Source organism: Calderihabitans maritimus, assembly GCF_002207765.1.
GTDB lineage: Bacteria > Bacillota > KKC1 > Calderihabitantales > Calderihabitantaceae > Calderihabitans > Calderihabitans maritimus.
On sequence record NZ_BDGJ01000002.1, the window covers coordinates 39254 to 63797 of the forward strand.

Annotated in this window: 27 protein-coding genes; 18 read left to right on the forward strand and 9 right to left on the reverse strand. The window is 48.0% G+C overall.

Going from position 1 to position 24544, the window contains the following annotated elements; genetic code table 11:
• Nucleotides 1–29: 29 nt before the first annotated feature.
• The 3 genes from KKC1_RS00520 (at nucleotide 30) to KKC1_RS16640 (ending at nucleotide 2665) form a co-directional block, all read left to right on the forward strand.
• The gene (locus KKC1_RS00520) at nucleotides 30–1715 is read left to right on the forward strand and encodes a DUF262 domain-containing protein (RefSeq protein ID WP_088552560.1); all 1686 of its coding nucleotides are present in this window, start codon (nucleotides 30–32) and stop codon (nucleotides 1713–1715) included.
• 568 nt (nucleotides 1716–2283) lie between these two features.
• Nucleotides 2284–2445 carry a hypothetical protein gene (locus tag KKC1_RS16625; RefSeq protein ID WP_238134147.1) on the forward strand — a complete coding sequence of 54 codons (162 nt, stop codon included), beginning with the start codon at nucleotides 2284–2286 and terminating at the stop codon, nucleotides 2443–2445.
• 4 nt (nucleotides 2446–2449) lie between these two features.
• Nucleotides 2450–2665 carry a PIN domain-containing protein gene (locus KKC1_RS16640; protein ID WP_238134148.1) on the forward strand — a complete coding sequence of 72 codons (216 nt, stop codon included), beginning with the start codon at nucleotides 2450–2452 and terminating at the stop codon, nucleotides 2663–2665.
• Nucleotides 2666–2863: 198 nt separating this feature from the next.
• Here KKC1_RS16640 and KKC1_RS00530 read toward each other — a convergent pair whose 3' ends face one another.
• The 5 genes from KKC1_RS00530 to KKC1_RS00550 form a co-directional block, all read right to left on the reverse strand.
• Nucleotides 2864–3679 carry a tRNA 2-thiocytidine biosynthesis TtcA family protein gene (locus tag KKC1_RS00530; RefSeq protein ID WP_192868005.1) on the reverse strand — a complete coding sequence of 272 codons (816 nt, stop codon included), beginning with the start codon at nucleotides 3677–3679 and terminating at the stop codon, nucleotides 2864–2866.
• 215 nt (nucleotides 3680–3894) lie between these two features.
• Nucleotides 3895–4530, reverse strand: a complete 636-nt coding sequence (locus KKC1_RS00535; RefSeq protein WP_088552562.1) for a flavodoxin family protein — start codon at nucleotides 4528–4530, stop codon at nucleotides 3895–3897.
• 15 nt (nucleotides 4531–4545) lie between these two features.
• On the reverse strand, nucleotides 4546–4785 hold the full coding sequence (locus tag KKC1_RS00540) for an MTH865 family protein (protein WP_088552563.1): 240 nt from the start codon (nucleotides 4783–4785) through the stop codon (nucleotides 4546–4548).
• Between the two features lie 120 nt (nucleotides 4786–4905).
• Nucleotides 4906–5196 (reverse strand): hypothetical protein, encoded by a 291-nt coding sequence (locus tag KKC1_RS00545; RefSeq protein WP_088552564.1) that lies wholly within the window; start codon nucleotides 5194–5196, stop codon nucleotides 4906–4908.
• The gene (locus KKC1_RS00550) at nucleotides 5189–5875 is read right to left on the reverse strand and encodes a Crp/Fnr family transcriptional regulator (protein WP_088552565.1); all 687 of its coding nucleotides are present in this window, start codon (nucleotides 5873–5875) and stop codon (nucleotides 5189–5191) included. The genes KKC1_RS00545 and KKC1_RS00550 overlap by 8 nt, the downstream gene beginning before the upstream one ends.
• 233 nt (nucleotides 5876–6108) lie before the next feature.
• Here KKC1_RS00550 and KKC1_RS00555 point away from each other — a divergent pair, with 233 nt between their 5' ends.
• From KKC1_RS00555 to KKC1_RS00590, 9 genes are all read left to right on the forward strand, one after another.
• Nucleotides 6109–6942: a DegV family protein gene (locus KKC1_RS00555; RefSeq protein ID WP_192868006.1), complete on the forward strand. Its 834-nt coding sequence runs from the start codon at nucleotides 6109–6111 to the stop codon at nucleotides 6940–6942.
• A gap of 24 nt (nucleotides 6943–6966) precedes the next feature.
• Nucleotides 6967–8577, forward strand: coding sequence for a DAK2 domain-containing protein (locus tag KKC1_RS00560; protein WP_238134150.1), 1611 nt, complete (start codon nucleotides 6967–6969; stop codon nucleotides 8575–8577).
• Nucleotides 8578–8633: 56 nt separating this feature from the next.
• On the forward strand, nucleotides 8634–9689 hold the full coding sequence (locus tag KKC1_RS00565; protein ID WP_088552568.1) for a hypothetical protein: 1056 nt from the start codon (nucleotides 8634–8636) through the stop codon (nucleotides 9687–9689).
• A 35-nt stretch (nucleotides 9690–9724) separates the two neighbouring features.
• Nucleotides 9725–10108 (forward strand): 8-oxo-dGTP diphosphatase MutT, encoded by a 384-nt coding sequence (mutT, locus tag KKC1_RS00570; RefSeq protein WP_088552569.1) that lies wholly within the window; start codon nucleotides 9725–9727, stop codon nucleotides 10106–10108.
• Nucleotides 10109–10262: 154 nt separating this feature from the next.
• The gene (locus tag KKC1_RS00575; RefSeq protein ID WP_088552570.1) at nucleotides 10263–11498 is read left to right on the forward strand and encodes an MFS transporter; all 1236 of its coding nucleotides are present in this window, start codon (nucleotides 10263–10265) and stop codon (nucleotides 11496–11498) included.
• A 161-nt stretch (nucleotides 11499–11659) separates the two neighbouring features.
• Nucleotides 11660–12832, forward strand: coding sequence for a DUF362 domain-containing protein (locus KKC1_RS00580; RefSeq protein ID WP_192868007.1), 1173 nt, complete (start codon nucleotides 11660–11662; stop codon nucleotides 12830–12832).
• Nucleotides 12833–12866: 34 nt separating this feature from the next.
• A complete protein-coding gene (locus tag KKC1_RS15920) occupies nucleotides 12867–13022 on the forward strand; it encodes an alpha/beta hydrolase family protein (protein WP_153802832.1) in 156 nt (51 codons plus the stop codon).
• A 36-nt stretch (nucleotides 13023–13058) separates the two neighbouring features.
• A complete protein-coding gene (locus KKC1_RS00585) occupies nucleotides 13059–14261 on the forward strand; it encodes a thiolase family protein (protein WP_088552572.1) in 1203 nt (400 codons plus the stop codon).
• A gap of 36 nt (nucleotides 14262–14297) precedes the next feature.
• Nucleotides 14298–15149, forward strand: coding sequence for a 3-hydroxyacyl-CoA dehydrogenase family protein (locus KKC1_RS00590; RefSeq protein WP_088552584.1), 852 nt, complete (start codon nucleotides 14298–14300; stop codon nucleotides 15147–15149).
• Nucleotides 15150–15237: 88 nt separating this feature from the next.
• On the opposite strand, the gene KKC1_RS00595 is transcribed toward KKC1_RS00590, so the two are convergent.
• From KKC1_RS00595 to KKC1_RS00610, 4 genes are all read right to left on the reverse strand, one after another.
• Complete coding sequence (locus tag KKC1_RS00595; RefSeq protein ID WP_088552573.1) at nucleotides 15238–16485, reverse strand: 2-hydroxyacyl-CoA dehydratase subunit D; 1248 nt, start codon at nucleotides 16483–16485, stop codon at nucleotides 15238–15240.
• Entirely contained in the window at nucleotides 16482–17570 is a 1089-nt protein-coding gene (locus KKC1_RS00600) for a 2-hydroxyacyl-CoA dehydratase subunit D (RefSeq protein WP_192868009.1), read from the reverse strand. The genes KKC1_RS00595 and KKC1_RS00600 overlap by 4 nt, the downstream gene beginning before the upstream one ends.
• A 152-nt stretch (nucleotides 17571–17722) precedes the next feature.
• Nucleotides 17723–18292, reverse strand: a complete 570-nt coding sequence (locus KKC1_RS00605; RefSeq protein WP_088552575.1) for a GerMN domain-containing protein — start codon at nucleotides 18290–18292, stop codon at nucleotides 17723–17725.
• Nucleotides 18293–18381: 89 nt separating this feature from the next.
• Nucleotides 18382–19374 (reverse strand): arsenic resistance protein, encoded by a 993-nt coding sequence (locus tag KKC1_RS00610; protein WP_088552576.1) that lies wholly within the window; start codon nucleotides 19372–19374, stop codon nucleotides 18382–18384.
• Nucleotides 19375–19520: 146 nt separating this feature from the next.
• Here KKC1_RS00610 and pdaB point away from each other — a divergent pair, with 146 nt between their 5' ends.
• From pdaB to KKC1_RS00640, 6 genes are all read left to right on the forward strand, one after another.
• Nucleotides 19521–20270, forward strand: a complete 750-nt coding sequence (pdaB, locus tag KKC1_RS00615; RefSeq protein WP_088552577.1) for a polysaccharide deacetylase family sporulation protein PdaB — start codon at nucleotides 19521–19523, stop codon at nucleotides 20268–20270.
• 79 nt (nucleotides 20271–20349) lie between these two features.
• Entirely contained in the window at nucleotides 20350–21189 is an 840-nt protein-coding gene (locus KKC1_RS00620) for a carbon-nitrogen hydrolase family protein (RefSeq protein WP_192868010.1), read from the forward strand.
• 99 nt (nucleotides 21190–21288) lie between these two features.
• Nucleotides 21289–22470, forward strand: a complete 1182-nt coding sequence (locus KKC1_RS00625; RefSeq protein ID WP_088552578.1) for a S1C family serine protease — start codon at nucleotides 21289–21291, stop codon at nucleotides 22468–22470.
• A complete protein-coding gene (locus tag KKC1_RS00630; RefSeq protein WP_088552579.1) occupies nucleotides 22471–23403 on the forward strand; it encodes an ABC transporter ATP-binding protein in 933 nt (310 codons plus the stop codon).
• Between the two features lie 25 nt (nucleotides 23404–23428).
• A complete protein-coding gene (locus KKC1_RS00635; RefSeq protein ID WP_088552580.1) occupies nucleotides 23429–24139 on the forward strand; it encodes an ABC transporter permease subunit in 711 nt (236 codons plus the stop codon).
• A gap of 15 nt (nucleotides 24140–24154) precedes the next feature.
• The coding region (locus tag KKC1_RS00640; RefSeq protein WP_192868011.1) for a DUF7088 domain-containing protein at nucleotides 24155–24544 on the forward strand (390 nt) is incomplete at its 3' end.

The window sequence follows — 24544 nt, forward strand, 5'->3', positions numbered from 1 at the left end:
AAATCAATAGGGAGGGCGAAGTCTTACCTATGGCGCTTCAGCAGCTTAAGGTATGGGAAATTGTCAAGCAGGCCGTAAGCAAGAATGTGGACATTCCAGAGTTTCAGCGGGAGTTTGTTTGGGATCCAGAACAGGTAAAGCTACTTGCGGAATCCTTGTACCGGGAATACCCAGTAGGCTCCTTTCTGTTATGGGATTCATCTGAATATCGAGAAGCTAAAACGGCGGAAGGGACTCAGGCTTCAATGTGGATTGTGGATGGCCAGCAACGGACGACGGCACTATGTTTGTTAATGGGGCAGAAACCTTACTGGTGGGCCAGTTATGATGACTGGAATAAGGCTTTGGATCGTTACGATGTAATGGTTAACCTTTTGCCTGATGCGAATGGAGCTCAATTGGAATTTGCCTTACCAAACCCCATCCGGCGGCGTGACCCTCGGTGGGTAAGCCTGCGCAGCATCCTGGCAATCAAAAATGTAGAGGAATTGACCGAGCTGACCGAAGAGGTCTTAAAGAAATTGGAATCTGATACAGGTAAAAAAATGGAGTTATTCGGAAAAGTAAATGCACGGATTCAGCGCCTTTGGCGAATCCGTGACCAGGATATACCTATCATCAAGATTTCACACGAAGTTGAAGATGTGGCGGAAATTTTCCGTCGTTTAAACCAAGCGGGTACGCGCGTCAAGGAGGCTGACGTCTATCTGGCCCTTGCTGCTGTAGGCAATCCCGGTTGGGTGCGGGATCAATTCCTTCCATATCGTAATGATCTCGAAGATCGGGGGTGGGATTTGGACCCTGGTGTTTTCATTCGCACTATGACAGCCATTGGATATGGTCGGGCTCGGTTGGCTGAGGTACCGAAGGAATTTTGGAACCAGACAAACCTCCCGGGAGTTTGGAAGCGTACTAGCCAGGTTATAACTGACGTTTTAAGGCGTTTGGCTGAGTTTGGTGTAATGACTGCTGACCTCCTTCCATCGGCGAATGCACTTATCCCTCTATTTGTGCTGCATGCTCGGTGGGGTAATAGTAAAAGTTATTCTTTTGGAAAAGCCTTACGCTGGTTCCTTTTAGCAAGCCGTGATGGACGTTACAGCGGTTCTGCAATTACTAACCTTAATGAAGATGTAAGGGCAATCAATGAAGCGAAACATTTTAACGCTGCACTGGAAAGCCTTTTAAAACGCCTTAGGGTTGAACCAAAAGTTGATGCTGCAGATTTTCTCAACCGGTACGACCGCGGCGGGAGCCGTTTTTTGAGGTTGCTAGTCTATCTAGTGTTATTCCAACGAGGAGCACATGATTGGGTAGACGGTACACGTATCGGTTATGATAAGACGGGTAGCCCTATAACGTCAGGATTTGCGCCACAATGGCACCACATCTATCCCCGTAGCCTGCTCAGGAAAGCAGGTATTGCAAATGATGATATCCATGCTCTCGGTAATATTACGGTCCTCAATGAACGCACAAACGTTAATAAACTAGCTGGCAAACCGCCTTGGCGATATGTTATGCAGTACGGAATTACCAGGGAAAAGCTAGACGAGCATCTGGTTCCAGCATTTTTTAAGGACGCCAAGAGCGGCGAAGCAATGCTGAAAAAAAGTTGGGGTGAAGAAAATATTCGCGAGCGATACGGTGATTTTGTTATTGAACGAGCGAGTTTACTTGCCCGTGCGGCTAATGAATTACTTTCGAAACTCTAAATTTTATTATATTTATTTCGTATGCGGATTGTGTGTATACTCCCCGAAAAATCATTAAAATCCAATCTAATTGGTTATGTCAGAAACGGTTCTCAACTTAAATAATGATACTCTTGGAGCAAATCCTGCTCTCGCGGAGATCAACCCTTTTGTCTGGGAACTTCTGCAGGTTAGCGACTGATTAGTGGACAGGTTTATGTCCTGGCCGAAAGGGACTTGAATTTACTCTACCGGGGATCCCGCAACCAGCGGACAATTGACGTACAGCGCTCTTTAATGCAGGGGAAAGATATTCAAGACTTCTACATCTTTGATCAAGAGTTATTGCACCTCCACCATGGCCAAAGGTTTTGGTGCTTTAATTTTATATCGGGGATGTGAGATTTTTGTGAGGGAATTTTTTATCTAGAGATCTAGAGATTTAAGATAATTTTTATGTAAGGATGGGGAGCATGTTGAAAATTATTCCAGCGGATGTCTTTCCTCCGTTAGGTAAGTGTCTAGAGGGTTTCCCAACTGTGATAAGAAAATAAATGTTTGGGATGTGTGGTAAGATAGGTGGACAAATATGGCAAGGTCACCAACTTTCAAACGCAAGCGTTTAACGGAGCTGTATGCCTCTTTGCCGGCCACAAAAAAATATCCCGGCAAAGAAAAAGTGCGGGGAGAAGTGGCTGCCAAGCTTTCCCAGAAGATTTTGGATAAGGGGAACCAAAGGGGAGATTGCTGATACGTTGATTGCCTTTATAAACGCGGACGGCATCCAGGCCGAAAACTCCGATCTGGCCATACGGGCTTTGCAAGACATGGCGGAAAAAAACGTGGACTTTATAGACGCATACCTCGCTGCAGTGGCCCGTTCCCATGAAGAGAGAGTGTGTTCTTTTGATAATGATTTTGAAAAGTTAAATGTAAGTTGTGTTAAACCTTCGGGATACCGGAACGAATAATAATCGGCTTTTCAGGTGATATCCATAGATGGCGGAGTTTATCTGGAGGCCAGCAGTATCTGGGTTGTAAACACAAAAGGGGAAAAGGTGGCCCGCCTGGGCATCCCGGGAAGCAGGCAGGAGCCTTCATGGGGTTGCCCGACGGCCAGAATCTGGTCTTTCAGGTGTTGGAGAGAAGGCCATCGAGATAAACTGTTTTCACTCCCGTGAGAAGTCTGATTCTGGGGAGTGGTTGCTTTGAAATTCCCGATAGTTTTTCTTCATTTCCTCTCTTGATAATTTAGATGGCCACAGTTCTATATGGTTTCCTTCACGCATGGCAGAGGCCAGGTTGTCAAAGACTAGTTTGTTTTTTTTCAGTAAAGAGCGGATAAGCTCCTTAACTTCCTGTCGTTTTGTTCGTCCGTTTAAGGGGCAGGGGCTGGCCACTGGCCGATAATTAATGAAACGAAAAGCACCTTTGATTTCGGATTCCCGGAAGTAGCATAATGGCCGGATAACTGTTAACCCGGTTCGGTCCAGATAAGTTTTTGGCGAAAAGGTACGCAATTGGCCTGAATAAAGTTGGCTCATCAGGAAGGTTTCGACTGCATCATCATAATGGTGAGCTAGGGCCACTTTGTTGTAATCTTTTTTAACCGCGTAGTCGTTTATTATTCCACGCCGCAGGTGAGCGCAGATTGAACAGGGATTTTGCCCATTGTTCTCCCGAAAGACTATTTGGGCAATACGAGACGGTTGCAGGTGGAAGGGAACACCCAACTCTCGACAAAACTCCTCCAAAGGAGACGGATCTGAGTCTTTTTCAAACCCCATATCCACATGAATTGCCCCCAATTCAAAAGAAAAAGGGAAGTTATGCTGGAGTATTTTTAGGGCATAGAGCAGGAACGAGCTATCTTTTCCTCCCGAAAAACCTACCAGAACCCTGTCTCCAGGCTGTAGGAGTTTGAATTCCACAGCTGTACGCCAAAGCTTACGGACGTAGTTTTTGGGTAAAATTCTTTTCTTCAATTTTACAACTCCTTGTCTCTTTGATACGCTAAAGTTGCATTTATTTTCTATGTTGTATTATTGGCGGCAGAAATCAAAAACCCTTTCCGCAATTTTTTGATTAGGAAGTGTATTTCAGCAAAAAGGCTTCCGGGCAAATTTACCTGGAAGCCTCTATTTTACCTTTTGAATGTTTTTAAGAACGCCGAGGTGTAAGACCGCCTGTCTGCACAATTTCAAATTTGTCCTGTCTTAATTTTACGACCGATTTCAATTGCCTTATCAACAACCTCCGGCTGGCGTTCCAGGGAGGGAATGAGGTCCGCAGTGATAACCACGTCTTCCCCGTGCCTGGCCCTAACACAACTCAGAACGCAGGTTTCGCCCTGACCGCATAGATAGCATGGTGTTACTCCTTCAGCCGTGACACTGTCGGCCAGTTCCATTCCATGGTATACTTCGAGAAAAGTTTTGATGCTTTGCAGGCCGAATTCAGCATGGCCTTCACCGCTGACAACCACGGCAATCGCTTTGCGGGCCTTTAGCTTAAAACCGCGGTGCCTCAAAGAAAACCAGCGCTCCAGAAAATTATGGGTGAGGGCATTTAAGCCTAACGCAGCTCCGTAGTAAGTAGGAAAGCCAATGACCAGCAAATCCGCTTCAGCCAGGGAAGCAACAACTTTGGACCAGTCGTCATTTCTGATACAGACGTTGGTCTTTACACAGGAGCGACAGCCCAGACACGGTAAGATAGTATAATCTCGCAAGTTAATAATGCTGTCTTCTTGGGCTGCCGCCTTGACAATCTGCTTGAGTAAAGCCTGGGTAATCCCTTTTGGGTTGGGGGAACCGTTAACGGCCAGTAGCTTCATAGTTATTCGCCTCCGCTAGAACCCGGCTCTGCTGACAATTGTTTCAGCCACTTCTTCAGCGCTGTTAAAGGGGAAATCATCAGCAGTCAGCAGTTTACCGGCTTCGCCTGCCGTTACTTCAATTTCGCCGGCCCGGCAGGTTGTATCGGGGCCCTCTGGAAAGGCGGCCAGCAACTCCTCCGGCGAGGAGATAGGGAAAGTAGCTCCTTGGAGAGCTTGGATAATTTGACTTTTGATGGTTTCCCGTACAGACATGTTTTAACACTTCCTTTCTAATATTTTTTGGTAAATTCTAGTACCGATAATAATGGATGATGGCAAATAACTCTGTAAAATGGTTTACAAAAACAAAAAAATGCCTTCAAGGCAATCTTTTCAATGGCCGGTCTTTGGGCTGAACAGCCTGGTTATAACCTGGGTTACCAGGTTCTCGTCAAATCCGGTGGCTACCAGCCGTTCTGCCAACCAACCGACATCTATACAGTTGGTTTCTTCTTTAAGTCTGGGCTCGGTGCTGATGAGGAAAATAATATCCTTAAGGATTTTGCCTATCTTCGATCCCTTTTTGATTTCATATAGGGCCCAGCGGGCCGTTTCTATCTCCCGCACCAGTCTCAATAAAACCATTTCGTAATGGCTTTCATCACAGTCTTTTAAATTATACATGCCGCACTACTTCCTTCTCCGGTGGTTGATTGAGGAGGTAGAACCGGCGCTGGTAAACAGCTATCTTCCCTTCCTGTTTCAAAACATTAAGTGTATTGGTCACCATTACCCGGGAGGCATTGACCAGGTTGGCCAGGTCCTGGTGGTTTAAAGATATATCTATCTTAATGCCTTTCGGAGTGTCTTTACCGTATTCTCTAGCCAAACGAACCAGGGTATCCAGCACCCGCCCCTTAACGTCCCGGAAGGCCATACTGGCCATCTGCTCGGTATAATTATTTAATTTTTCCCCCAGGGCCTTGATTATTTTAAAGGCTGTCATTGGATTCTTGATAAGGTGAAGGAAATCGTTCCGCGAGCAGGTACAAACAAACGTATCTTCCAGCGCTTTGGCATGCATTGTATGCTGAACATTATCAAAAATGGTGTTTTCTCCAAAAATATCATCTTGCTGAAGAATGTCCAGGGAGATTTCTTTGCCCTCCTCAGAGATTTTATAAAGAAGAACTTTTCCGGCGCGGATCAGGTAAATGGTATCGGCCGGGTCGCCTTCCGCAAAAATTATTTCCCCCTTACGGAAGGATACGGCCCGGGCCAACTTGGTTACCTGTTCTTTTTCTTCCTCGCTGAGAGGTTCGAAGATCTCCAGGTCTTTCATACACTTGACCTTACGGGTCACCGTTATTTCACCCCCCGCCTAATATTTCCAGCCAAAGTGTAAGTTATGGTACATCTATTTTCAGTAAAACATTTTACAAATTAAATAGCAAGTTTTTGAAGATTACGTTTAGGAATAAACTTTGAAGGCTATTCGACATAACCTTTTTGTAAACGAAAGTATGCCAACATACGGTGTGTTCAATGTCGATATTTCGTGGTAAAATGAGAAAGGCAACGAAAGGAGGGGCTTTTTTGCGTCCGGTTAGGATTGTAACCGATTCCACCGCCTATATTCCCGAGGAGTGGTTAAAGGAATATCGGGATTTAATAACTGTTGTACCTTTAACTGTTTTGTTCGGTAAGGACACGATGGAAGACAGCTTGGATAACCAGGCCGAATTTTTATACCGGCTAAAACACTCTCCGCAGCTTCCAACCACTTCCCAGCCGACGCCGGCTGCCTTTGAAACCGTTTTTCGAAAATTAAAGGAAGCAGGACATGATATTGTTGGAATTTTTATATCTAGAAAACTGAGCGGTACTATGACCAGTGCCCAGACTGCGGCCAAAAATGTAGGGGAGGAAGGTATCTATCTTCTTGATTCAGGAAGTGTGGCCGGGGGCCTGGCCCTGGTGGTACGGCAGGCTTTGCGATATGCCCGGGAAGGCATAGCGGCCAAAGAAATTGTCTCCCGTTTGAGAAATGATGTAGAAGCGCTTCGCCTGGTTTTTGTCCTCGAAACCCTGGAATATCTTAAAAAGGGCGGGCGGATCGGTGGTGCCAGCGCCCTGATTGGCACCCTGCTCAAGATTAAACCCGTTTTATATGTTAAAGGGCAGGTAAACGTGCTGGATAAAGTGCGCACCTTCAAGAAGGCCGTACAGCGGATGCTACAAGAACTGCCCGCCAATTACAGGGGGCCGTTGGGAGTGCTCCACATAGCGGCCTCGGAAGCTGCCGGACAATTGAAGCAACAGGTGTTGGAAAAAGCACCACAGGCTGAAATACACGTTTTGGAAGCAGGGCCGGTATTGGCCACTCATGCCGGGCCCGGAGCCCTGGGAATAACTTTCTTCGCCAGATAGAAAGGAGAAGTTTGCTTGCAGCGCGTGGACAACAATACCGAGAAAATTACCGGTCTGCAATTAAAAAATATGCTGCGTATGGCAGCCTATTACCTGCAGCAGAACGAAAAAGCGATTAATGAACTGAATGTATTTCCGGTGCCCGACGGGGACACAGGTACCAATATGACAATGACGGCTTCGGGAGCCATTTCTCCTCTGGAAGAGTTGCCGGATGACGTACCCCTAGGTAAAGTGGCCGTGCTGGCATCCGAAGCGGCTCTGATGTCGGCACGGGGCAATTCGGGAGTGATTCTCTCCCAGTTTTTGCGGGGACTGGCCCGTTCTTTGGGGAACAAAGACACAGTTTCCTGTTCAGAAATGGCCAAGGCTTTCCAGTATGGACTGGTCTACGCCTATCAGGCCGTCTCTTCCCCGGTGGAGGGCACTATATTGACTGTAGCCAGGGAGATTGCCCGAGGAACCAGAAAAACCACAAGGGAAAGCAACAGCCTGGTAGAGGTGTTGACCAAGGCGGTCGAGGTAGGAGAGCGTGCTCTGGCCTTAACTCCCACCCAGCTGCCGGCGCTCCGGGAAGCGGGAGTGGTAGACGCCGGTGGACAAGGTTTACTGGTCTTTCTGGAGGGCTGTCTGGCGGGTCTCAAAGGGGAGGTTTTAGAAAAATTGCCTGCGGGCAGGGGGACTACTCCGGTGGTCCCCCAGGCATTTAAAGATATTTCTACTTCCTCCCTCGAATTTACCTATTGCACCGAGGCCCTTCTAAAGTATAGAACAAAACCGGACCTGCAAGAGCTTAAGTCCCAGCTGGAAACGTTGGGAGATTCCTTGCTTCTGGTAGAGGGGAAAGACCTGATAAAGTTTCACCTGCATACCAACCATCCGGGCAAAGCCCTGGAGATACTGCTTCAGTACGGAACTCTCTATGATATCAAGATTGACAATATGTCTGAACAACACCGGCAGACGGTTCAAGTATCGGTTCCTATGGCTGTGGTGGCAGTTTCCCCCGGCGAGGGACTGGACGAAGCCTTTAAAAATCTAGGGGTCACAGAGGTAGTTGCTGGTGGGGATACCATGAACCCCAGTGTACAACAACTTTTGGAGGCCATAGAGAATACCCGCGCGGAACAGGTTTTGGTGCTCCCCAACAATTCCAACATCCGTCTTGCCGCGGAGCAGGCCGCAGCAGTGAGCGACAGGAAGGTCAAGGTTTTGCCGTGCGTAGATGTGATGCAGGGATTGGCAGCCATGTTTAGCTATGATCCCAAAAACAGCCTGGAAGAAAATTACGAAAATATGCTGGTCAGGATTCAGGCCATCCAGAGCGGGCGGGTGACCTTTGCTGCCCGGGAGAGTACCTGGCAGGGCCGCTCCCTCAAACAGGGGTCCGTATTGGGGTTCAGCAGGGGTGAATTGCTGGCCGTAGCCGAAGACGTCGCTACCGCTACCCTGGAACTGGTCAGACAATTGGTTGGCGAAGATTATGAACTACTGACCATGTTTTACGGCCGGAAGGTTACCCGATCCGAGGCGGAAAAAGTTGCAGACGCCCTTCGGGAAACGTTTCCGGATATTGAAGTCGAGTTACTGCCGGGAGGGCAGCCCCATGATTATTTTCTGCTAATGCTGGAATAATTAGTGGTGAAGGCTTACAAACTGTGGATTTTTCGAAAGAGACGAGGTAGTAGACGATGATTACGCGGTCTGACATACGAAGATATATGCTTTCACTGGTGCCTCCCGGGGCCTCACCGGACAGTGTTACCCTCGACAAGACTTTACAACATTTGCTTTACTGGCTTTCCAAGCATTACGACGAGATGGACCATGAAGCCCAAAAGTATGCCGATAAGGTCTTCGAGTCCCTGATTGATCTGGCGGAAATCAATGTAGAGAATTTACCGGATTCTCCTCAACGACGAAGGTCCCGGCGGCTGTATTCCCTGGCGAGGGGAGAACATTTTAACGTCAGGGAACTACTGCGGGCTTTGGAGGTTTCTCCTTCCGGTGAACATGAGGCATGGAAAGAAGCTTACGAATTTATCCAAATTTATCTTCAAAGAGTTCTTGATTTGCTTTTTGATTTGACCAGGGCAGAAAGGCATGAGCCGGTTGACGTGAGCATTCTGGGGTTGTTATTCGGGTGTATTGATGAAATACTGGCGGCTACTCACCTGGCCCGCCATAATTATTACACCCAGGCCAACGCCCACATTAGAACCGTGCTCGAGGTCCTGGACAAGGTGGAACTGTTTCACAACTGCCCGGAGTGGATAGAGGTTTGGGCGGGAGATGATGTGAAAAAAATATTAAAGGAACTTTCTCCTTCGGCTGTAAGGGAAAAGCTCGGCCGGGAGAAGTTTGACCCGATTTACGATTTTTTATCAGACCATGGAACGCATGCTACTTTTCGCTGGTTGCAGGCTCGAGCGGTGCAGAGGGTTAACCTGCAGGAACCTAACCGGAAAACTGCCGTGCTTTGGGTTGGCGGTTCCAAGCTGGAGCACCATTTGATATGGACCAGTTGTTTTCTAATATATACGGTTACACAGGTATTATTGCTGGTTTCCCGCATCGGGGAAGAAATACTTCACCCGGAGGAATGTATGACCTATATAACGGGAGCCTTGGATTCCTTCATTAAGTTTACCGAAAAATACATGGTGCCCTGGGCGGCGGATTCGGGATTGAATCCCGATGAATTGCGCCGGTTCTTGCTCGAGGTTCGAGAGAATACAGGAAAGTAAGGACATCGGCGGGGTCGATGGGAGGGAGGAAAGTTATGATTGTAGTAACTGCAGCGTTGATTAAGGCGAACGGGAAAATCCTTATTGCTCAAAGACCCGCGGGCAGTTATATGGGTTTGAAATGGGAGTTTCCAGGGGGAAAAGTAGAAGAAGGAGAGCATCCCCAGGAGGCGCTGCGCAGAGAGCTGCGCGAGGAGTTGGGTATAGAGGTGGAAGTGAGGGATATATTCGAAGTTGTTTCTCACAAGTATAAGGACAGGCACATTTTACTTTTGTGTTATCAATGCCGTTTACTGAGCCGAAATGTAACTCCGCGGGAAGGACAGAGTTACCGGTGGGTAACCAAGGAAGAACTAGACAATTACGAGTTTACGGAAGCAGACAAGCCTATTGTCAATAAGCTGCGAAAAACGCCCTAATCACCCGAAGCCAATGTCCGCCCCACATTTTTTATGGGTATTTCCCAGCGGTCTCAAACCGCCTACCAGAAGAGCAGAGTTAATACCTTGTTTTTTTTATGGTGTACCGAAAACCAGTCGGTTTTAAAATTTACCAGCCAGGGAGGTATCGAAGTTGCAAAATTTAAACCTGTTGTGGCTGTTGAGTCTCGGGCATTTAGTGACCGATATGGCTCAAGGAGCGCTGCCGGTAATAATTCCGGAAATTAGGGATGCTTTCAATCTTTCTTATTTTGCGGTAGGAATTCTGGTTATGGTTTCCAATATCAGTTCTTCTGTAATTCAACCCTTATTTGGTTTATGGAGCGACCTGCGAAGCAGCGACTGGCTTCTACCGGTGGGGTGCCTACTGTCACTGGTGGGTATTGGCCTGGCCGGAATCAGTCCTCACTACGCCTTAGTACTGCTGGCGGTATTAATGAGCGGGTTAGGTGTGGCCGCGTATCACCCTGAAGCGTCAAAGACCGCCCGCTTTTTGAGCGGCCACCGGAAAGCTTCCTCCATGGCTGTCTTTTCCGTAGGAGGTAATTTAGGTTTCGGTCTGGGTCCTCTACTGGGTACTGTCTTTTTAACCTGGGCGGGTTTGCGGGGTTCGATGCTTTTTCTGTTAATTGGATTACCCATGAGTTTCTTTTTGTGGCGGTCTTTGCCCGTCATTCGGGAAAGGATGAACCAGCAGCAGGTACCTGCCAATGCCCAGGAGACCACAGAAGGTAAGGGAGAGGGTTCAGCCAGTTTGGAGGATACCGGTAAGGGGAAGAGCTTGCTTCCTCTCATCCTACTGCTGCTTTATGTCATTGCCCGTTCCTGGATTCATTTTGGTCTGGTTACTTACATTCCCTTTTACTATCAGGACTACCTCCACGGCGATCCAGCTAAAGGCGGCTACGTTCTTTCAGCCTTTTTGATTGCCGGTGCTGTGGGTACGCTGGTTGGCGGTCCTTTGGCTGATGCAGTAGGAGGCAGAAGGGTAATCATAGGATCTATGGTAATGATCGGTCCGCTGATTTTTGCTTTTTTACATTCTTCCGGGTTTTGGGCTTATGTAGTGGTAAGCCTTCTCGGGGCGGTCATTGTTTCTACTTTTGCCATTACGGTAGTGCTGGGCCAGGAACTTCTTCCTAATCATGTAGGAGTGGCTTCCGGGCTGATGCTGGGGTTTGCCATCGGTACCGGTGGCATTGGAGTAACCCTGCTGGGATGGATTGCTGATCATTTCGGTATTATAGTGACTATTAAAGCAATTGGCCTGCTTTCTCTAGTGGGAATAGCTACTTCTTTACCGTTGAACTTCTGGGGAAAGGGAAAAACTATTGCTGGTCAGCCAGTAAAAGCTAGCAAAATCCAGTAAAACGTCTTGTTAGTACAATACATTGTACCAAAATTGCAACAGCTCTCCGTTGAGGAGAGTTTTTTTATGCGTAAAAATCTATTCAACTGATGGCATTAATATTGCTTTTAAATATATTTTCAAAAAAGTATGATAGTAAAACATCCGGGGGTTTAAGAAAAATGTCCGTAGCTTTAACAAAAGTGAACCACATTCTGGAAAGTTTGAGGCGGGTAATAGAGCTTTGCCAGGGGTTCAAAGGTTTGAAACCGAACGATAAAATTCTGTTGAAACCCAATATGGTTATGCGGGGTCGCCGGAATCAACCGCCCCACGGGCAGGTTACCAGTGTTACAGTGGTAGAAGGTATGATTAGTCTTCTGCGGGAGGCGGGTTGCTCGAAAATAGAAATAGCCGACGGAGGGGTCATACACCCGGAACTCAGGCTAAATACCTTTACGGCCTACGAATGGGCAGGATATGTGGAAATGGCGGAACGGTTGAATGTTCCCTTAATTGATCTTAATGAAGGGCCTTTCGTTATGGTTGATCTGGAAGGATTGAAGGTACAAATTGCCCGCCGGGTTTTGGATGCGGATTTTGTAATTAACCTTCCGGTTTTAAAAACTCATCACCAGACCCAAGTATCCCTGGGGCTGAAAAACTTAAAAGGTATTCTTAGCTTTAAATCCAAGAAAGATTTTCACGGATACGGTCTGGAACGTATGATTGCCCTCCTCGGTACTAAAGTAAAGGTTGATCTTACGGTGATAGACGGTACTTTTGCCATGCAGAAGGGTCCGGTGGGAGAAGACGTACACAGAACTGATCTGCTGGTGGCCGGGAAGGATATATTGCAAGTGGATATAGTTGGAAGCAGGCTGTTGGGAATTGAGCCTGAGCAGGTCGGGCACCTGCGCATTTTTGCCGAATTAACTGACCGGTCTTTAACCGTCGAGCCTGGAGAAATACGGGGAGAAAAAGTGGAGGAACTCCGTAAACCGCTGGAGTGGGTGGATAGATGGCCCCGGGACTTAATGCAACGGTACAACATTTCCGGTATTCGCATGGAAGACCCCGGAGTGTCCATCTGTTCCGGTTGTGGTTTTGGTATTTTCGCCGCTTTGAACAAGTTTTTCCGGGAAAATGCCGGGGCAAATTTTCAAGGAATAGAAATATGTATGGGTAGAGAAACGATTGCTAGCCCCGAGGCGAGCAAGGTATTTTGTTTGGGCAAGTGCGCATGTGATGCAAACAGAAAGCACCCAAACGCGGTGCTTATCAGAGGTTGTCCTCCTTCGGTTCAAAAAATGTACGAATGTTTTAAAAAAGAATTAACCCCCGCACATGCCTGACCTGGTGAATTCAATATATGGAAGGAGGGTCTTTTTGGCCAAATCTTCAGTGGCCATGGCGGAAAAACTCAGGCAATTGGGTAAGCCTTGTGAAGTAAAAATCATACCGAAGGAAGGGCATAGTTTTTCCCCAGGTGGATTTTCTTCTGCTTGGCAGCTTACAGTGGATTTCTTTCAGCGGCATTTATAATTTTGGAAATTAAACTAAGGAAAGGAAGGATAAACATTGGTTCAGGAAGTTGTGGTGGTCAGTGCCGCCCGAACTCCTTTTGGACGCTATTTGGGCAGCCTGAAAGATGTTCCGGTGGTGGAACTGGGGAAAATTGCGGTGGAGGCTGCGGTAGAAAGGGCCTGTATAAGCCCGGAAGTTATTGAAGAAGTTTACATAGGGCATTGTTTTGCACCGGAGGCAGAGACTCCGTCGGTAGTAGGAAGACAGATCGCCCTTAAGGCAGGTATCCCTCCTGAGGTAATGGCAGTGACGGTAGATACGGCATGTTGTTCAAGTCTTTTGGCTACCCGCCTGGCTTATCAGTCTATTGCCAGCGGCCAGGCAGAGGTTGCGTTGGCAGGGGGCGTGGAAAGCATGAGCCGGATGGCCTATCTGGTTCCACCGGTAATCCGGTGGGGAACCCGGATAGGACATCTGGTCATAGAGGACTTCAATTACGGTTTGGAATACAAAGGATATAATCCTGTTTCTGTAGATGCCGGTGAAGTAGCGCTTGAATACGGGGTTACGCGAGAGGATCAGGACCGCTGGGCCTTACAGAGCCAGAAACGTTATGCCGCAGCCTTGGCAGCCGGAAAATTTAAAGATGAGATAGTTCCCGTAAAGGTTCCCCGGAAAAAGGGACCTCCTCTACAGGTGGAGCGTGACGAGCAGCCCCGGCCTGACACTACTTTAGAAAAACTGGCCCAGTTGCCCACCGTATACGGTAGCCCTACCGTTACGGCGGGCAATGCGCCCGGGCTTAACGATGGGGCAACTGCCCTGGTGTTGATGAGCCGCCGAAAGGCAGACAGTTTGGGTATTAAACCTCTGGGACGAATTAAGGCTGCCCTTGGACGTTCCACGAACCCCCGTTATATTGCCAGTATTCCGGGAATAGTTATTCAAGAATTACTTCGTCGGACTGGCATCGATCTGGGAGAAATTGACTTAATTGAAATCAATGAAGCCTTTGCAGCCATGCCCTTAGTTTCAAGTCTGGTTTTGGCCGGGGGAGATAAAGACAAAGCAAGAGCCCTCCATGAGAAAATTAATGTTAACGGCGGTGCTATTGCTATCGGCCACCCTGTTGGAGCCAGTGGAGCCAGAATTTTGATGACTTTATTGTATGAACTTGGACGTAGGGGCGGTGGAAAAGGAGTAGCTGCCATATGTGGCGGCCTGGCCCAGGGAGAAGCCATGCTGGTGGAGGTATAAGCTTAAAGCCGAGGAAAGGGGGAAAACACCTTGTCAATCAAAACTATTGCCGTTTTGGGAGCGGGGTTAATGGGCAGCGGTATTGCCCAGGTAGCCGCGCAAAATGGATTTCAGGTGCATCTTGTAGATTTGACCTTCGAGTTGATTGAGAAGGGACTGCACAGGGCTCGCCGAAGTTTGCAGCGTTTGGAAAAGGCGGGAAAGATTCCTGCGGGAAGTACGGAGACCGTTCTCAGCCGTATCCAGGGATTCATTGATTTGGAGGCAGCGGCTGAAGATGCAGACCTGGTTATTGAAGCGGTGCCGGAGAACCTGGAACTGAAGAAAAACATCTTCCGGCGTTTGGATGTGGTATGCCGTCCAGAGGTGATCCTGGCGACGAACACTTCGGAGCTGAGTATTACGGCGATTGGAGCGGCCACCCAGCGTCCTGATAAAGTTATCGGTATGCACTGGTTTAATCCACCGCCCGTCATGCGATTGATAGAAATCGTAATAGGACGAAACACATCACCGGAGACAGTTGCTACTATAGAAGATATTTCTCAACGGTTGGGTAAGGAAACGGTTAGGGTGAAGGATGCCCAGGGATTCGTTACGAGTCGTGTCCTGGCGGCTCATATGATTGAGTGTATGAGAGTTTTGGAGGAAGGGGTGGCTTCGATAGAGGATATTGATAAGGCGGTTAAGTTGGGCCTGAATTATCCCATGGGTCCTTTTGAACTGGCAGACTACGTCGGTCTCGATACCATGCTCTTTGTAGCTGAAAATCTTACCGAGGCTTACGGTGACCGCTTCCGGCCCCCGCAGGTTTTGCGCAAACTGGTCGAGGCGGGTCATCTTGGGGTGAAAAGTGGTAAGGGCTTTTATGATTATACGAAAAACTAGAAAATAATCCGCTAAAAAACGGCTGCCTCCCGGAATAGCCAGGAAGGGGCGGCTCCTGGCTCCGGGAGTGCAGCCGTTTTTCATTCAATTAAGCCTGTATACCATTTCTTTGTCTGGATTCGAGCATTTCAAGAAAAGCTTCCAGGCGGCTTTCCACCTGACTCGGGGTAAAGGCACGTGGGTCACAATGATCACTGTGAATTCTCAAAACAGGGAGATTTAGTTCTTTGTGTATTTGATTGGCCAGGTGATATGTACCGGTACTCAGAACAATACAGCTTCGAATGACGTGGTTAACATACCCGTCGATTTGAAAATTCCTAATCATTTGAGAAACCAGTTTAACGCGGGTAGGTCCGTCGATATTAAAAATATGGGTCAGGTTACGACGAGCCAGGCTCACTAGGGGATTGGCAGGATCCAGTCGTTGTCCCCATACTCTACCGTAATTATACAGCTCCACGGCAAATACGGCTCCGTGCTGTTGGAAACGCTCAAACAGCCTCATGTTGTACCAGAGAGGCATTACGTCCCATAAAAGGCGATAACGTTCCTCGGGTACCACCCCGACGCCTTGCGCCACCCGGTTGGTTACTTCAATAGCAACTTTTTCGAGAAAATCTACAGCTGTTTGGGTACCGGAGAGCACGACCAGCACAAAAAGGTTGCCCAGCATGTCTGTGCTGCTGATCGGTACCGGGCGGGCCCGGCGACTTTCGTTAATAGTTATCCAAAGAGCAGCTGCCCTGTCGCCGAGGTTTACTGTTTCCTGCAGGCGGTCGGGATCAAAGGGTTTTCCGGTAAGTCTTTCCAGAAAGCTGATCAGTTCTTTAAGCTGAGTTACCGCGTAAGCCAGGCGGTGAGGCTCGGGTTCCAGCTCCGCTCCCAAGGACCCCAGAGGTTGATCCAATACAAACATAGGACAGTTGAAACGACGGGCAAGAATTTCAAACCATTTGACATGAGTGGTACACAGATTGCGGCTGGCCACTACCGCGTCCGGCGCAGGTAGGCCGCCCAAATAAGTACAGTTGCCCATAATATGCCCCAAGTCTGAACGAAAATAGGAGCAAAGGTCAGGGGAATATCCAGAAGATTCTGCCAATTGTTGCAATTCTAGTCCCAGTTGTTTAACACTACAGGCGGCTGCATAGTTTTCGGGAAAAACCGGAACTACATCCATAGCATGAAACAGTTCTACCGGTGCTATCCCACTAGACCAGACCACTTTTTTGCCTTCTGCCTTTTTCTCATGAGCTTCCCGGTAGGTGTTCCTGATTATTTGGGAAAGCTGGCGGGAACTTTCCAGAACCTTAACCGTTTTCGCGTTCATCATCCTCTCTCCTTCCTGCCGGTAATTGATCGCCGGGTGGCAAGCATTTCCGTAAAAGCCTGAACCCGGGTACTCAGGGTCTCCGGTGCCGTTTGATTTTCGATTTCTAGCACCAGAACCGGATATCCGCTGGCAGTTAATTTTCGCTCTAAGTCCGGCTGTTCGAACCGGTGGGTATCACAAAACTTTTGAAGTAAAAACACCATCCCATCAACTGAAACCCGCTGCGCCTCTTCCAGTATCGCTTCCCAGCGGCGTTCACCCGGGAATTTGCACGGACAGTTTATTTTTCTTAAATAGGTGGTGGCCAGAGCTTTAAGGGGCTCTTCCCTGGTATCCACTTGAAGGCGGTAGAAACGACGGCCGTAGCAAAGATCGTCAGCCACTATCATACCAGAACCGTTTTCCAAAAGAGATATTATTTCCGGGTTGTCAATCACACTACCGAGGACCATGAAACGCAGTTTTTCGGCTTCTTCTGCCTGTTCGGCGGGTACAGAGTTGAGGACAGTCTCTAGCTGGGAAATGCTTTTCTCCGGTGGTGTCCTAAAGGTCCTGAACAGCAGTTCCATAAACTCCCTACCGCTCAAACCGGTAGAAAAAGAACGGGTTTTGGCAATCTTCTGGAGTAACTGCCGCTGACGGTTATGGGTAACAATAGCTTCTCTCAAAGTTTCACCAGTGATTTTACGGGGGCTGATTTTGGAAAGAGCCGTGGTCAGTTTTACCAGTTCCTCTTCAAAGAAGTCGACGGCTGCCGGAGTATTTACCCGGAGTGGTACAGCCAAGCGATGGTAAAATGCATAAGAGGTGTATTCTTCCCAGACATCAAAAATTTCACGCATTACGTCACAGGTCTGGGGAATAACGATTCCGGTCAGAAAGTCAAAATCTCCCCGCAATGCCCTTTCCAGCACACTGCGTTGGAAGGAGCAGCAGTTGGGTGGAACATAGGAGTAGGCAAGCGTAGTAGCCTTTTTGTCTCCGGTAAGACGGTAAGGAACAAAACCCGCAGCTGTAATGATTTCCACGGGAACATAAGAACAAAAATAGCCTAAAAAGGGTCTACCTGTGGTATTATAAACCATATTTTCCCTCCTCGGATGAGAATATCTGTGTGTTGTGTAATGATTACTGCAAATACGATGCCATCTGTCAAGGTTTGAGAAATGATTCCGGCTTAACATTCACTGTTTTTAAATCGAATAAGCAATAAAAAAAGAGGCGTTTCCGCCTCTTATTAAGGTTTTATCATGCTTTCGTTTCTTTCCAATGGCTCCTCGATAACCATGTGTTCTATAAGCATGGTTCCGCCATCTACCGTCATCATTACCTTATTAATTCCTTCCAATTCGGTCAGGGTATTGACGATAGAATTAATGGTCATGGCTTCTCCTGCGGCGCCTCCCCAGTGGTTGGCGACCATCTCCCGGCTGAAGTCGATATATGCAATATCGCCCTGGATGTCAACCGCGTTGACGGTTACCCCGTCGGGGATGGTTCTATGCAGGGAAGGCGAAACGGGACCGGCTATCAGTTCCTCAAGAATCCTTTTAACCAGTTTTTCCTGGGACTGTTTCTCTTCGTCGTTCAGGGTGATTTCCCTGGTTTCCGGAACCACGTACATGGCTTGCGTATCGGCGAAATAAAGAGTCACAGTTATCTTGTCGTTTGTTGTTTCCTTCGGCTGGCCGGAATCAGGTGGAGGAGACGGGTTTTGGTTCACGCCCTCCGGCTCACCCCTGGTCGTACAGCCGGCAACTCCCAAAACAAGCATAGCTACCAGAAACAGAATTAAGACTCGCTTCATGGTCTATACCTCTCTTTAAGATTTTGCTACCTACATTCATTGTATATTAAATGGAGCCGGCTGAAAATAGGTAGTTGTTATTAACAGGGCTAATGATGTCTGGGGGCCAACGGTGCTCTACTGGATTCACGGAAAAAGTTAAACCTCTGTTCCAGTTTCCCATACCAGGCAGCCGCCTGAACCTGGACAATAAAGGCAAGAGTGATGAGAAGGGCGGCTTCCGCTCCAAAAGTGGCCAGAGCGAGTCCCAAGCAAGAAGAAAGGTTGCGCATGGCTGTGCTGTAGACCAGGGTTATGCTGTTTTCCCGGTCCAAAAAGATTCGTCCCCAAATGGTACTGATTATGAAAACTCCCAGGTAGAACAGCACTATGACAACGACCGACTGCAAGAGCAGGTCGGGCTGGCTGAAAATTTTTTTGGCCTTCATACTCATGCTAGAGAAGACTATAAATAGCATAAAACAAACGCTGATGCCGGGGAGCAGGGGTTTTATATCTTTTTTAAAGACGGCGGGAGGGTATCGTTTCATCAGGAAACGATAGGTTATGTTCCCCAGCACCAGCGGCAAGAATATCAGAGCAGCAATAATTTGAAAGGTTTTCCAAATATCAACCGGTACATATTTACCTACCATAAACAACAGGTACCACGGAGCCAGCAGGGAACCCAGTAGCAGGCCTAAAACAGTAATTTTTACGGCGGCAGGCACGTTCCCCCGGTTAAGCATGGTCCAGGATATGGTCATCCCACTGGTAGGTAACAGGGAAGCAAGAGCAAGTCCGGCAAACAGTTGAGGATGGTTAAGGAGAAAGGTATTTCCCAGCAGGTAAGCTAGCAAAGGTACAAGGAGAAAGTTTACCGCCAAAGAGGTAAGAACGACTCGGTTATGACTCAAGTCAACAGCTTCTTTCAGCCGGAAGCCTATCATCGTAGGATAAATCATCATAAAGGTAGCCGGCAGGATGAAATTTTTCAAAAAAGAGGTATCAAAATAACTGCCGGTTAAAAATCCAATGGTCAAAACGGCAGGAATTACTAGCACCAGGTGTTTAACGGGGAACATGAAGATTTTTTTAAGCATAGTTAGCCTCCTTTCCGAATCATACCCCTTAAGGGTATACTTATTATACTATGCCATAATTACGCTGTCAATATAAAAAATTAAAACGTCTATTTTTAAGCCCCTAGAAATATAATGGCAAGAGAAATTAGGGAAGGGGGGTTATTATGCGGGGGAGAAGAGAAATTATATTAGTGGCTCTGATGGTAGTAGTGTTAGTGCTGGCAGGGCGTTTTTTGTTGTTTCGAGAAACAGAAATTCCGGTGAGCATCAAAGTTGTATCCCAGACCAGTCCGCCCATATTTTACGTAAAAACCAATGAAAAAAAAGTGGCTTTCACTTTTGATATCAGTTGGGGCCATAAAATGGCTCCGAAGGTGTTGGAAGTGCTAAGAGAATACGACGTCAGAGGGACTTTCTTTATTTCCGGTCCCTGGACCAAGCGACATTCCGATCTGGCCAGGCGCATAGCTGAGGAAGGCCATGAAATAGGCAATCACGGTCACAGGCACGACAACATGAGCAGTTACAATCGCGAACAAATTGTGGAAAATATTCAGGAAGCTCATGCGATTATTAAAGAGATTACCGGGCAAACTCCCAAATACCTGCGGCCGCCCAACGGCGATTACGACGACCTGGTGGTCGAAACGGCCAGGGAATACGGTTATGAAACTGTAATATGGGCGGTAGACTCTCTAGATTGGAAAAACCCCGGAGTGGATTATATGATCAGGCGGGTAAAAAAACGAGTTTTTCCGGGGGCCATTATCCTATTTCATGCCAGCGATTCCTGTAAGCAGACGGATCAGGCTTTGCCGGCTATTATTCAAGAGCTAAGAAAAGAAGGGTATGAAATATTAACTCTTTCCGAACTGTTAAGCCTGGGTGAGGCGGGCCGGGACGATCCCCGGTAGTATTGTTCAGCAAGAAGGGAAGTGGCTAAATGACCGCGAAATGAAAGAAATATAATTTTAAGCAAAAGAAGGTGAGAGCTTGGCAAAGTTTTTAGCTGCCGCTGTGCAAATGGATACCCAGGAACATAAAGATCAGAACTTGAAACGGGCTGAAGAGCTTATTGGGGAAGCAGCAGACAGAGGTGCCTCTCTGGTAGCCCTTCCCGAAACTTTCAATTTTATGGGTTCACCCCGCGAGGAAAAAGCTAATGCCGAGTATATCCCGGGACCGACCATCCAGCGGATGGTGGCGCTGGCCGAAAAGTATAAAATATGGCTCCATTGCGGCAGTATCCTGGAAAAAGCTCCCGAGACGGAGAAACTATATAACACCAGTGTGCTTTTGAATCCCCGGGGAGAAATTGTGGCCAGGTACCGCAAGCTTCACCTGTTCGATGTGGAATTGAGCGGGGGGCCGGTTTCCAGGGAGTCTAAGACTCGTGAATTTGGGAAGAGTATAGTGGTAACGGATACCGACTTGGGCCGGGTAGGCTTTTCCATTTGTTACGATCTTCGGTTTCCGGAACTGTACCGGATCATGGCCCTGGAGGGGGCGGAGATGATCTTTGTCCCAGCGGCTTTCACCATGCACACCGGGAAGGATCACTGGGAACCTCTTCTGAGGGCGCGGGCTATTGAAAACCAGTGCTATATAATTGCCCCCGGGCAAACCGGTAAAAAGAAAACCTATACCACCTACGGCAAAAGCATGATCGTTGATCCCTGGGGCAACGTTTTAGGCCTGGCTCCTGAAGGGGAATCCGTGGTGGTGGCAGAAATTGACCTGAATTATCTGCGAAGAGTGCGGGAACAAATACCTTCGCTGAAAAACCGCCGACCAGATATATATCAGGTTGGCTACGCCGGTCGTTCCCTTTGATGTATGCCCTTTGGTTAGGGCATTTTTTATTTTTTAAGGTTATTTTAAGGTTTCTCAAAGATAATTAATAACAATAATGTAAGCGGGGAGGCGATATGCATGAGGTCTAAGATTAAATGGGGATTTTTATTCATTTCGATTTTTATAGCCGGGATTTTGTTGGGAGGAAGTCTTGTCTTTTACCATCATGACCTGGTCGGCATAGCCCTGGCCAAAGATTATCCAGCGGAAGATAATCAATCATCACTTCAGCCTTCAGGGGTTGTCCTATCTCCTCCTGTCGGTACCAGCATTTCGGATATTGTAGAGAAGGCCGGTCCGGCAGTAGTCAAAATTGAAACGGTGGCCAAGCGGCAGGGGCACCGTAGCTTTAATCCCTTTTTTGATGATCCCTTTTTCCGCGATTTTTTTGGTTTTGAATTTAACTTTCCGGTAGAGCCAGAAATACAGCAGGGACTAGGTTCCGGTTTTATAATCTCGGAAGACGGTTATATTCTTACGAACGAACATGTAATTTCCGGTGCCGATGAAATCAAAGTATTTGTAACCGGATACGAGAAACCTTTTACGGCCAAACTGGTAGGTTCTGATTACGAGCTGGACCTGGCGGTACTGAAAATCGAAGCGGAGAAAAAACTTCCCACTTTGGAATTGGGCCGTTCGGAGGACGTAAGGGTAGGAGACTGGGTTATTGCCATTGGTAATCCCTACGGCTTAGACCATACCGTTACCGTGGGAGTTATCAGTGCCAAGGGGCGCCCGATTAAAGTTCAGGACAGGCATTACAGGGACTTATTGCAAACCGATGCCTCCATCAATCCCGGTAATAGCGGCGGGCCTTTACTCAACCTGCAGGGAAAGGTAGTAGGCATCAACACAGCTATTAATGCCCAAGCCCAGGGGATAGGTTTTGCTATTCCCAGCAGTACCGTTCAATCGGTTTTGGATGAGTTGATAGAAAAGGGACGGGTAGTAAGGCCGCAGTTGGGAGTGTTAGTGCAGCCGGTTACTCCGGAACTGGCCGATTACTTCGGGCTGAAAAAAGCGGAAGGGGCGGTAATTAGTTGGGTGGTTCCGGGAAGTCCGGCGGATAAGGCCGGTTTGCAAAGAGGCGACGTGGTGCTGGAATACAATAAGGTGCCCATCAAAACGCCTGCGGATCTCCAGACACAGGTACGCAAAACCAAAATCGGAGAGCGAGTGGTGCTGGTAATATTCCGGGACGGAAAGACCCGCTATGTAACGGTTACTATTGAGGAAGACACAAGGGGGAGGAAGTAGTTGATTGAACTCAGGGAAGTGAGTAAATTTTACGGAGATAAAGTGGGCGTTGAAAATCTTTCCTTTCAGGTTAAGCCGGGGGAACTGGTGGGGCTTTTGGGGCCTAACGGCGCCGGTAAAACGACTACGCTGAGGCTTATCACCGGTTACCTCCAGCCGAGCCGGGGAGAAGTCCTGGTCAACGGCCTGGAGGTTTCCCAGAAGCCCCTGGAAGTAAAAAGATTACTCGGGTATTTGCCGGACACCCCCCCTCTCTATCGAGAAATGACGGTGCGCTCTTATCTTTCTTTTGTGGCGGAGATAAAAGAGGTACCCCGGCGGCAGATCAGGAAGCGAGTGGATACTTTGCTGGAAGAATTAAATCTGACCGAAGTTCAGGGGCGTTTAATCGGCAATTTGTCTCGAGGATACCGGCAGAGAGTGGGATTGGCCCAGGCTTTGGTAAGTGACCCGGAGATACTGGTGCTGGATGAGCCTACTACCGGACTGGATCCTAAACAGATTATGGAAGTCAGGAATTTAATAAAGGAACTGGCCGGCCGGCGTACGGTGATTTTGAGTTCGCATATTTTACCGGAGGTTAGTATGATCTGTGAAAGAGTAATAATTATTGATCGCGGGAGGGTGATAGCCCAGGATACGCCGGCGGGGTTGGCTGCCAGTTTAAGGGGTTCTCCCAGAATAGAACTGGAAGTCAAAGGTCCGGCCGGCACCGTGAAAAATCTTCTGGCACAGGTGCCGGGGGTGCAGGAAATAGAGCTAAAACAGGAGGCTGCCGGTCGTTGTGTATTCAGCGTCAATTCCAGCAGCCAGGAGGATATCCGGGAGGAGATATTTTTCGCCATGGCTGGCGCAGGATATCCTATCCTTCAGATGCGCAATGAAGATTTGTCTCTAGAGGAAGTGTTTTTGCAGCTGGTTACCAGGGAATGAAGGAAACGGTCCGGAGGTGGTCCAGATGGTTAAAATTTGGGCTATATGTCGCAAGGAATTAACCAGTTACCTGCTATCACCCCTGTTTTTTGTCTTGACGGCAATTTTCTTGCTCATTTCCGGTTACTTTTTTTCCGCTATCCTTTTAATTAACCGAATAGCGGAAATGCGAGTCTTCCTGGGCAATATGGCTATTGTTTTCCTGTTGCTGGCACCTGTTTTTACCATGCGTTTGTTGGCGGAAGAAGTGCAAAACGGGACAGAAGAATTGTTGCTGACTTCGCCGGTCTCGGTTACTCAGGTGGTATTAGGCAAATATCTGGCTATCCTAATACTCTTTATCCTTTTACTGGTGTTGAGCGGGGTATATCCTCTTATCTTAAACTCAGTAGGAGAGCCCGATATGGGTCCAATTTTGTCAGGGTATTTAGGTTTTTTCCTCATGGGAGCGGCTTTTCTGGCCGTAGGGGTTTTCACTTCTTCCCTCAGCAACAGCCAAATGGTAGCTGGGGTGCTCGGTTTTGGCATCCTCCTTATCTTTTGGGTTTTTAGCTGGCTGTCAGGAACCTCCCTTGGTATTTTATCGGATTTAGCAGGTTACCTCTCCCTGTGGGAGCATTTTGCAGACTTTACTAAGGGGATAGTCGACATCAAACATGTGGTCTTTTACCTGAGCATAGTTGCTGCCTTTCTCTTTCTTGCAGTGCAGAACATCAGCCGGAGAATCGGCGCTTAAAGGGGGGAGAACTTCATGGGCCGTTCAAAAGCCTGGCAAAACCTTCACACCTGGGAACAAGGAACGAATCGCCTGATTTATACTCTTGCGGTGCTGGGAATTATTGTGCTGTTGAATGTACTGGCCAACCGGTTCACCTGGCGGCTAGACTGGACGGAGGGGAAGATTTACACCTTGTCCGAACAGACCAGAGAAGTGCTGGCACGGCTTGACCGGGAAGTAAAGATTATCGGCTTCTTTCGTTCCGGGAGCGAGGAGGCAGAAAGATTTGAAGATTTACTGGCGGAATACAATCACCAGAACCCGCGGGTTTCTTACCGCATAGTTGACCCGGAACAGAATCCTTCTCTGGCCCAAAAATACGGCGTGCGCCAGTTTGGAACCGTTGTGGTTGAGGCAGGGGGA

Coding starts and splice junctions, on each gene's coding strand:
- KKC1_RS00520 (WP_088552560.1), top strand. CDS start 30: ATGGCGCTTCAGCAGCTTAAGGTATGGGAAATTGTCAAGCAGGCCGTA.
- KKC1_RS16625 (WP_238134147.1), top strand. CDS start 2,284: ATGGCAAGGTCACCAACTTTCAAACGCAAGCGTTTAACGGAGCTGTAT.
- KKC1_RS00535 (WP_088552562.1), bottom strand. CDS start 4,530: ATGAAGCTACTGGCCGTTAACGGTTCCCCCAACCCAAAAGGGATTACC.
- KKC1_RS00540 (WP_088552563.1), bottom strand. CDS start 4,785: ATGTCTGTACGGGAAACCATCAAAAGTCAAATTATCCAAGCTCTCCAA.
- KKC1_RS00545 (WP_088552564.1), bottom strand. CDS start 5,196: ATGTATAATTTAAAAGACTGTGATGAAAGCCATTACGAAATGGTTTTA.
- KKC1_RS00565 (WP_088552568.1), top strand. CDS start 8,634: ATGATTACGCGGTCTGACATACGAAGATATATGCTTTCACTGGTGCCT.
- mutT (WP_088552569.1), top strand. CDS start 9,725: ATGATTGTAGTAACTGCAGCGTTGATTAAGGCGAACGGGAAAATCCTT.
- KKC1_RS00580 (WP_192868007.1), top strand. CDS start 11,660: ATGTCCGTAGCTTTAACAAAAGTGAACCACATTCTGGAAAGTTTGAGG.
- KKC1_RS00595 (WP_088552573.1), bottom strand. CDS start 16,485: ATGATGAACGCGAAAACGGTTAAGGTTCTGGAAAGTTCCCGCCAGCTT.
- KKC1_RS00600 (WP_192868009.1), bottom strand. CDS start 17,570: ATGGTTTATAATACCACAGGTAGACCCTTTTTAGGCTATTTTTGTTCT.
- KKC1_RS00605 (WP_088552575.1), bottom strand. CDS start 18,292: ATGAAGCGAGTCTTAATTCTGTTTCTGGTAGCTATGCTTGTTTTGGGA.
- KKC1_RS00610 (WP_088552576.1), bottom strand. CDS start 19,374: ATGCTTAAAAAAATCTTCATGTTCCCCGTTAAACACCTGGTGCTAGTA.
- pdaB (WP_088552577.1), top strand. CDS start 19,521: ATGCGGGGGAGAAGAGAAATTATATTAGTGGCTCTGATGGTAGTAGTG.
- KKC1_RS00625 (WP_088552578.1), top strand. CDS start 21,289: ATGAGGTCTAAGATTAAATGGGGATTTTTATTCATTTCGATTTTTATA.
- KKC1_RS00635 (WP_088552580.1), top strand. CDS start 23,429: ATGGTTAAAATTTGGGCTATATGTCGCAAGGAATTAACCAGTTACCTG.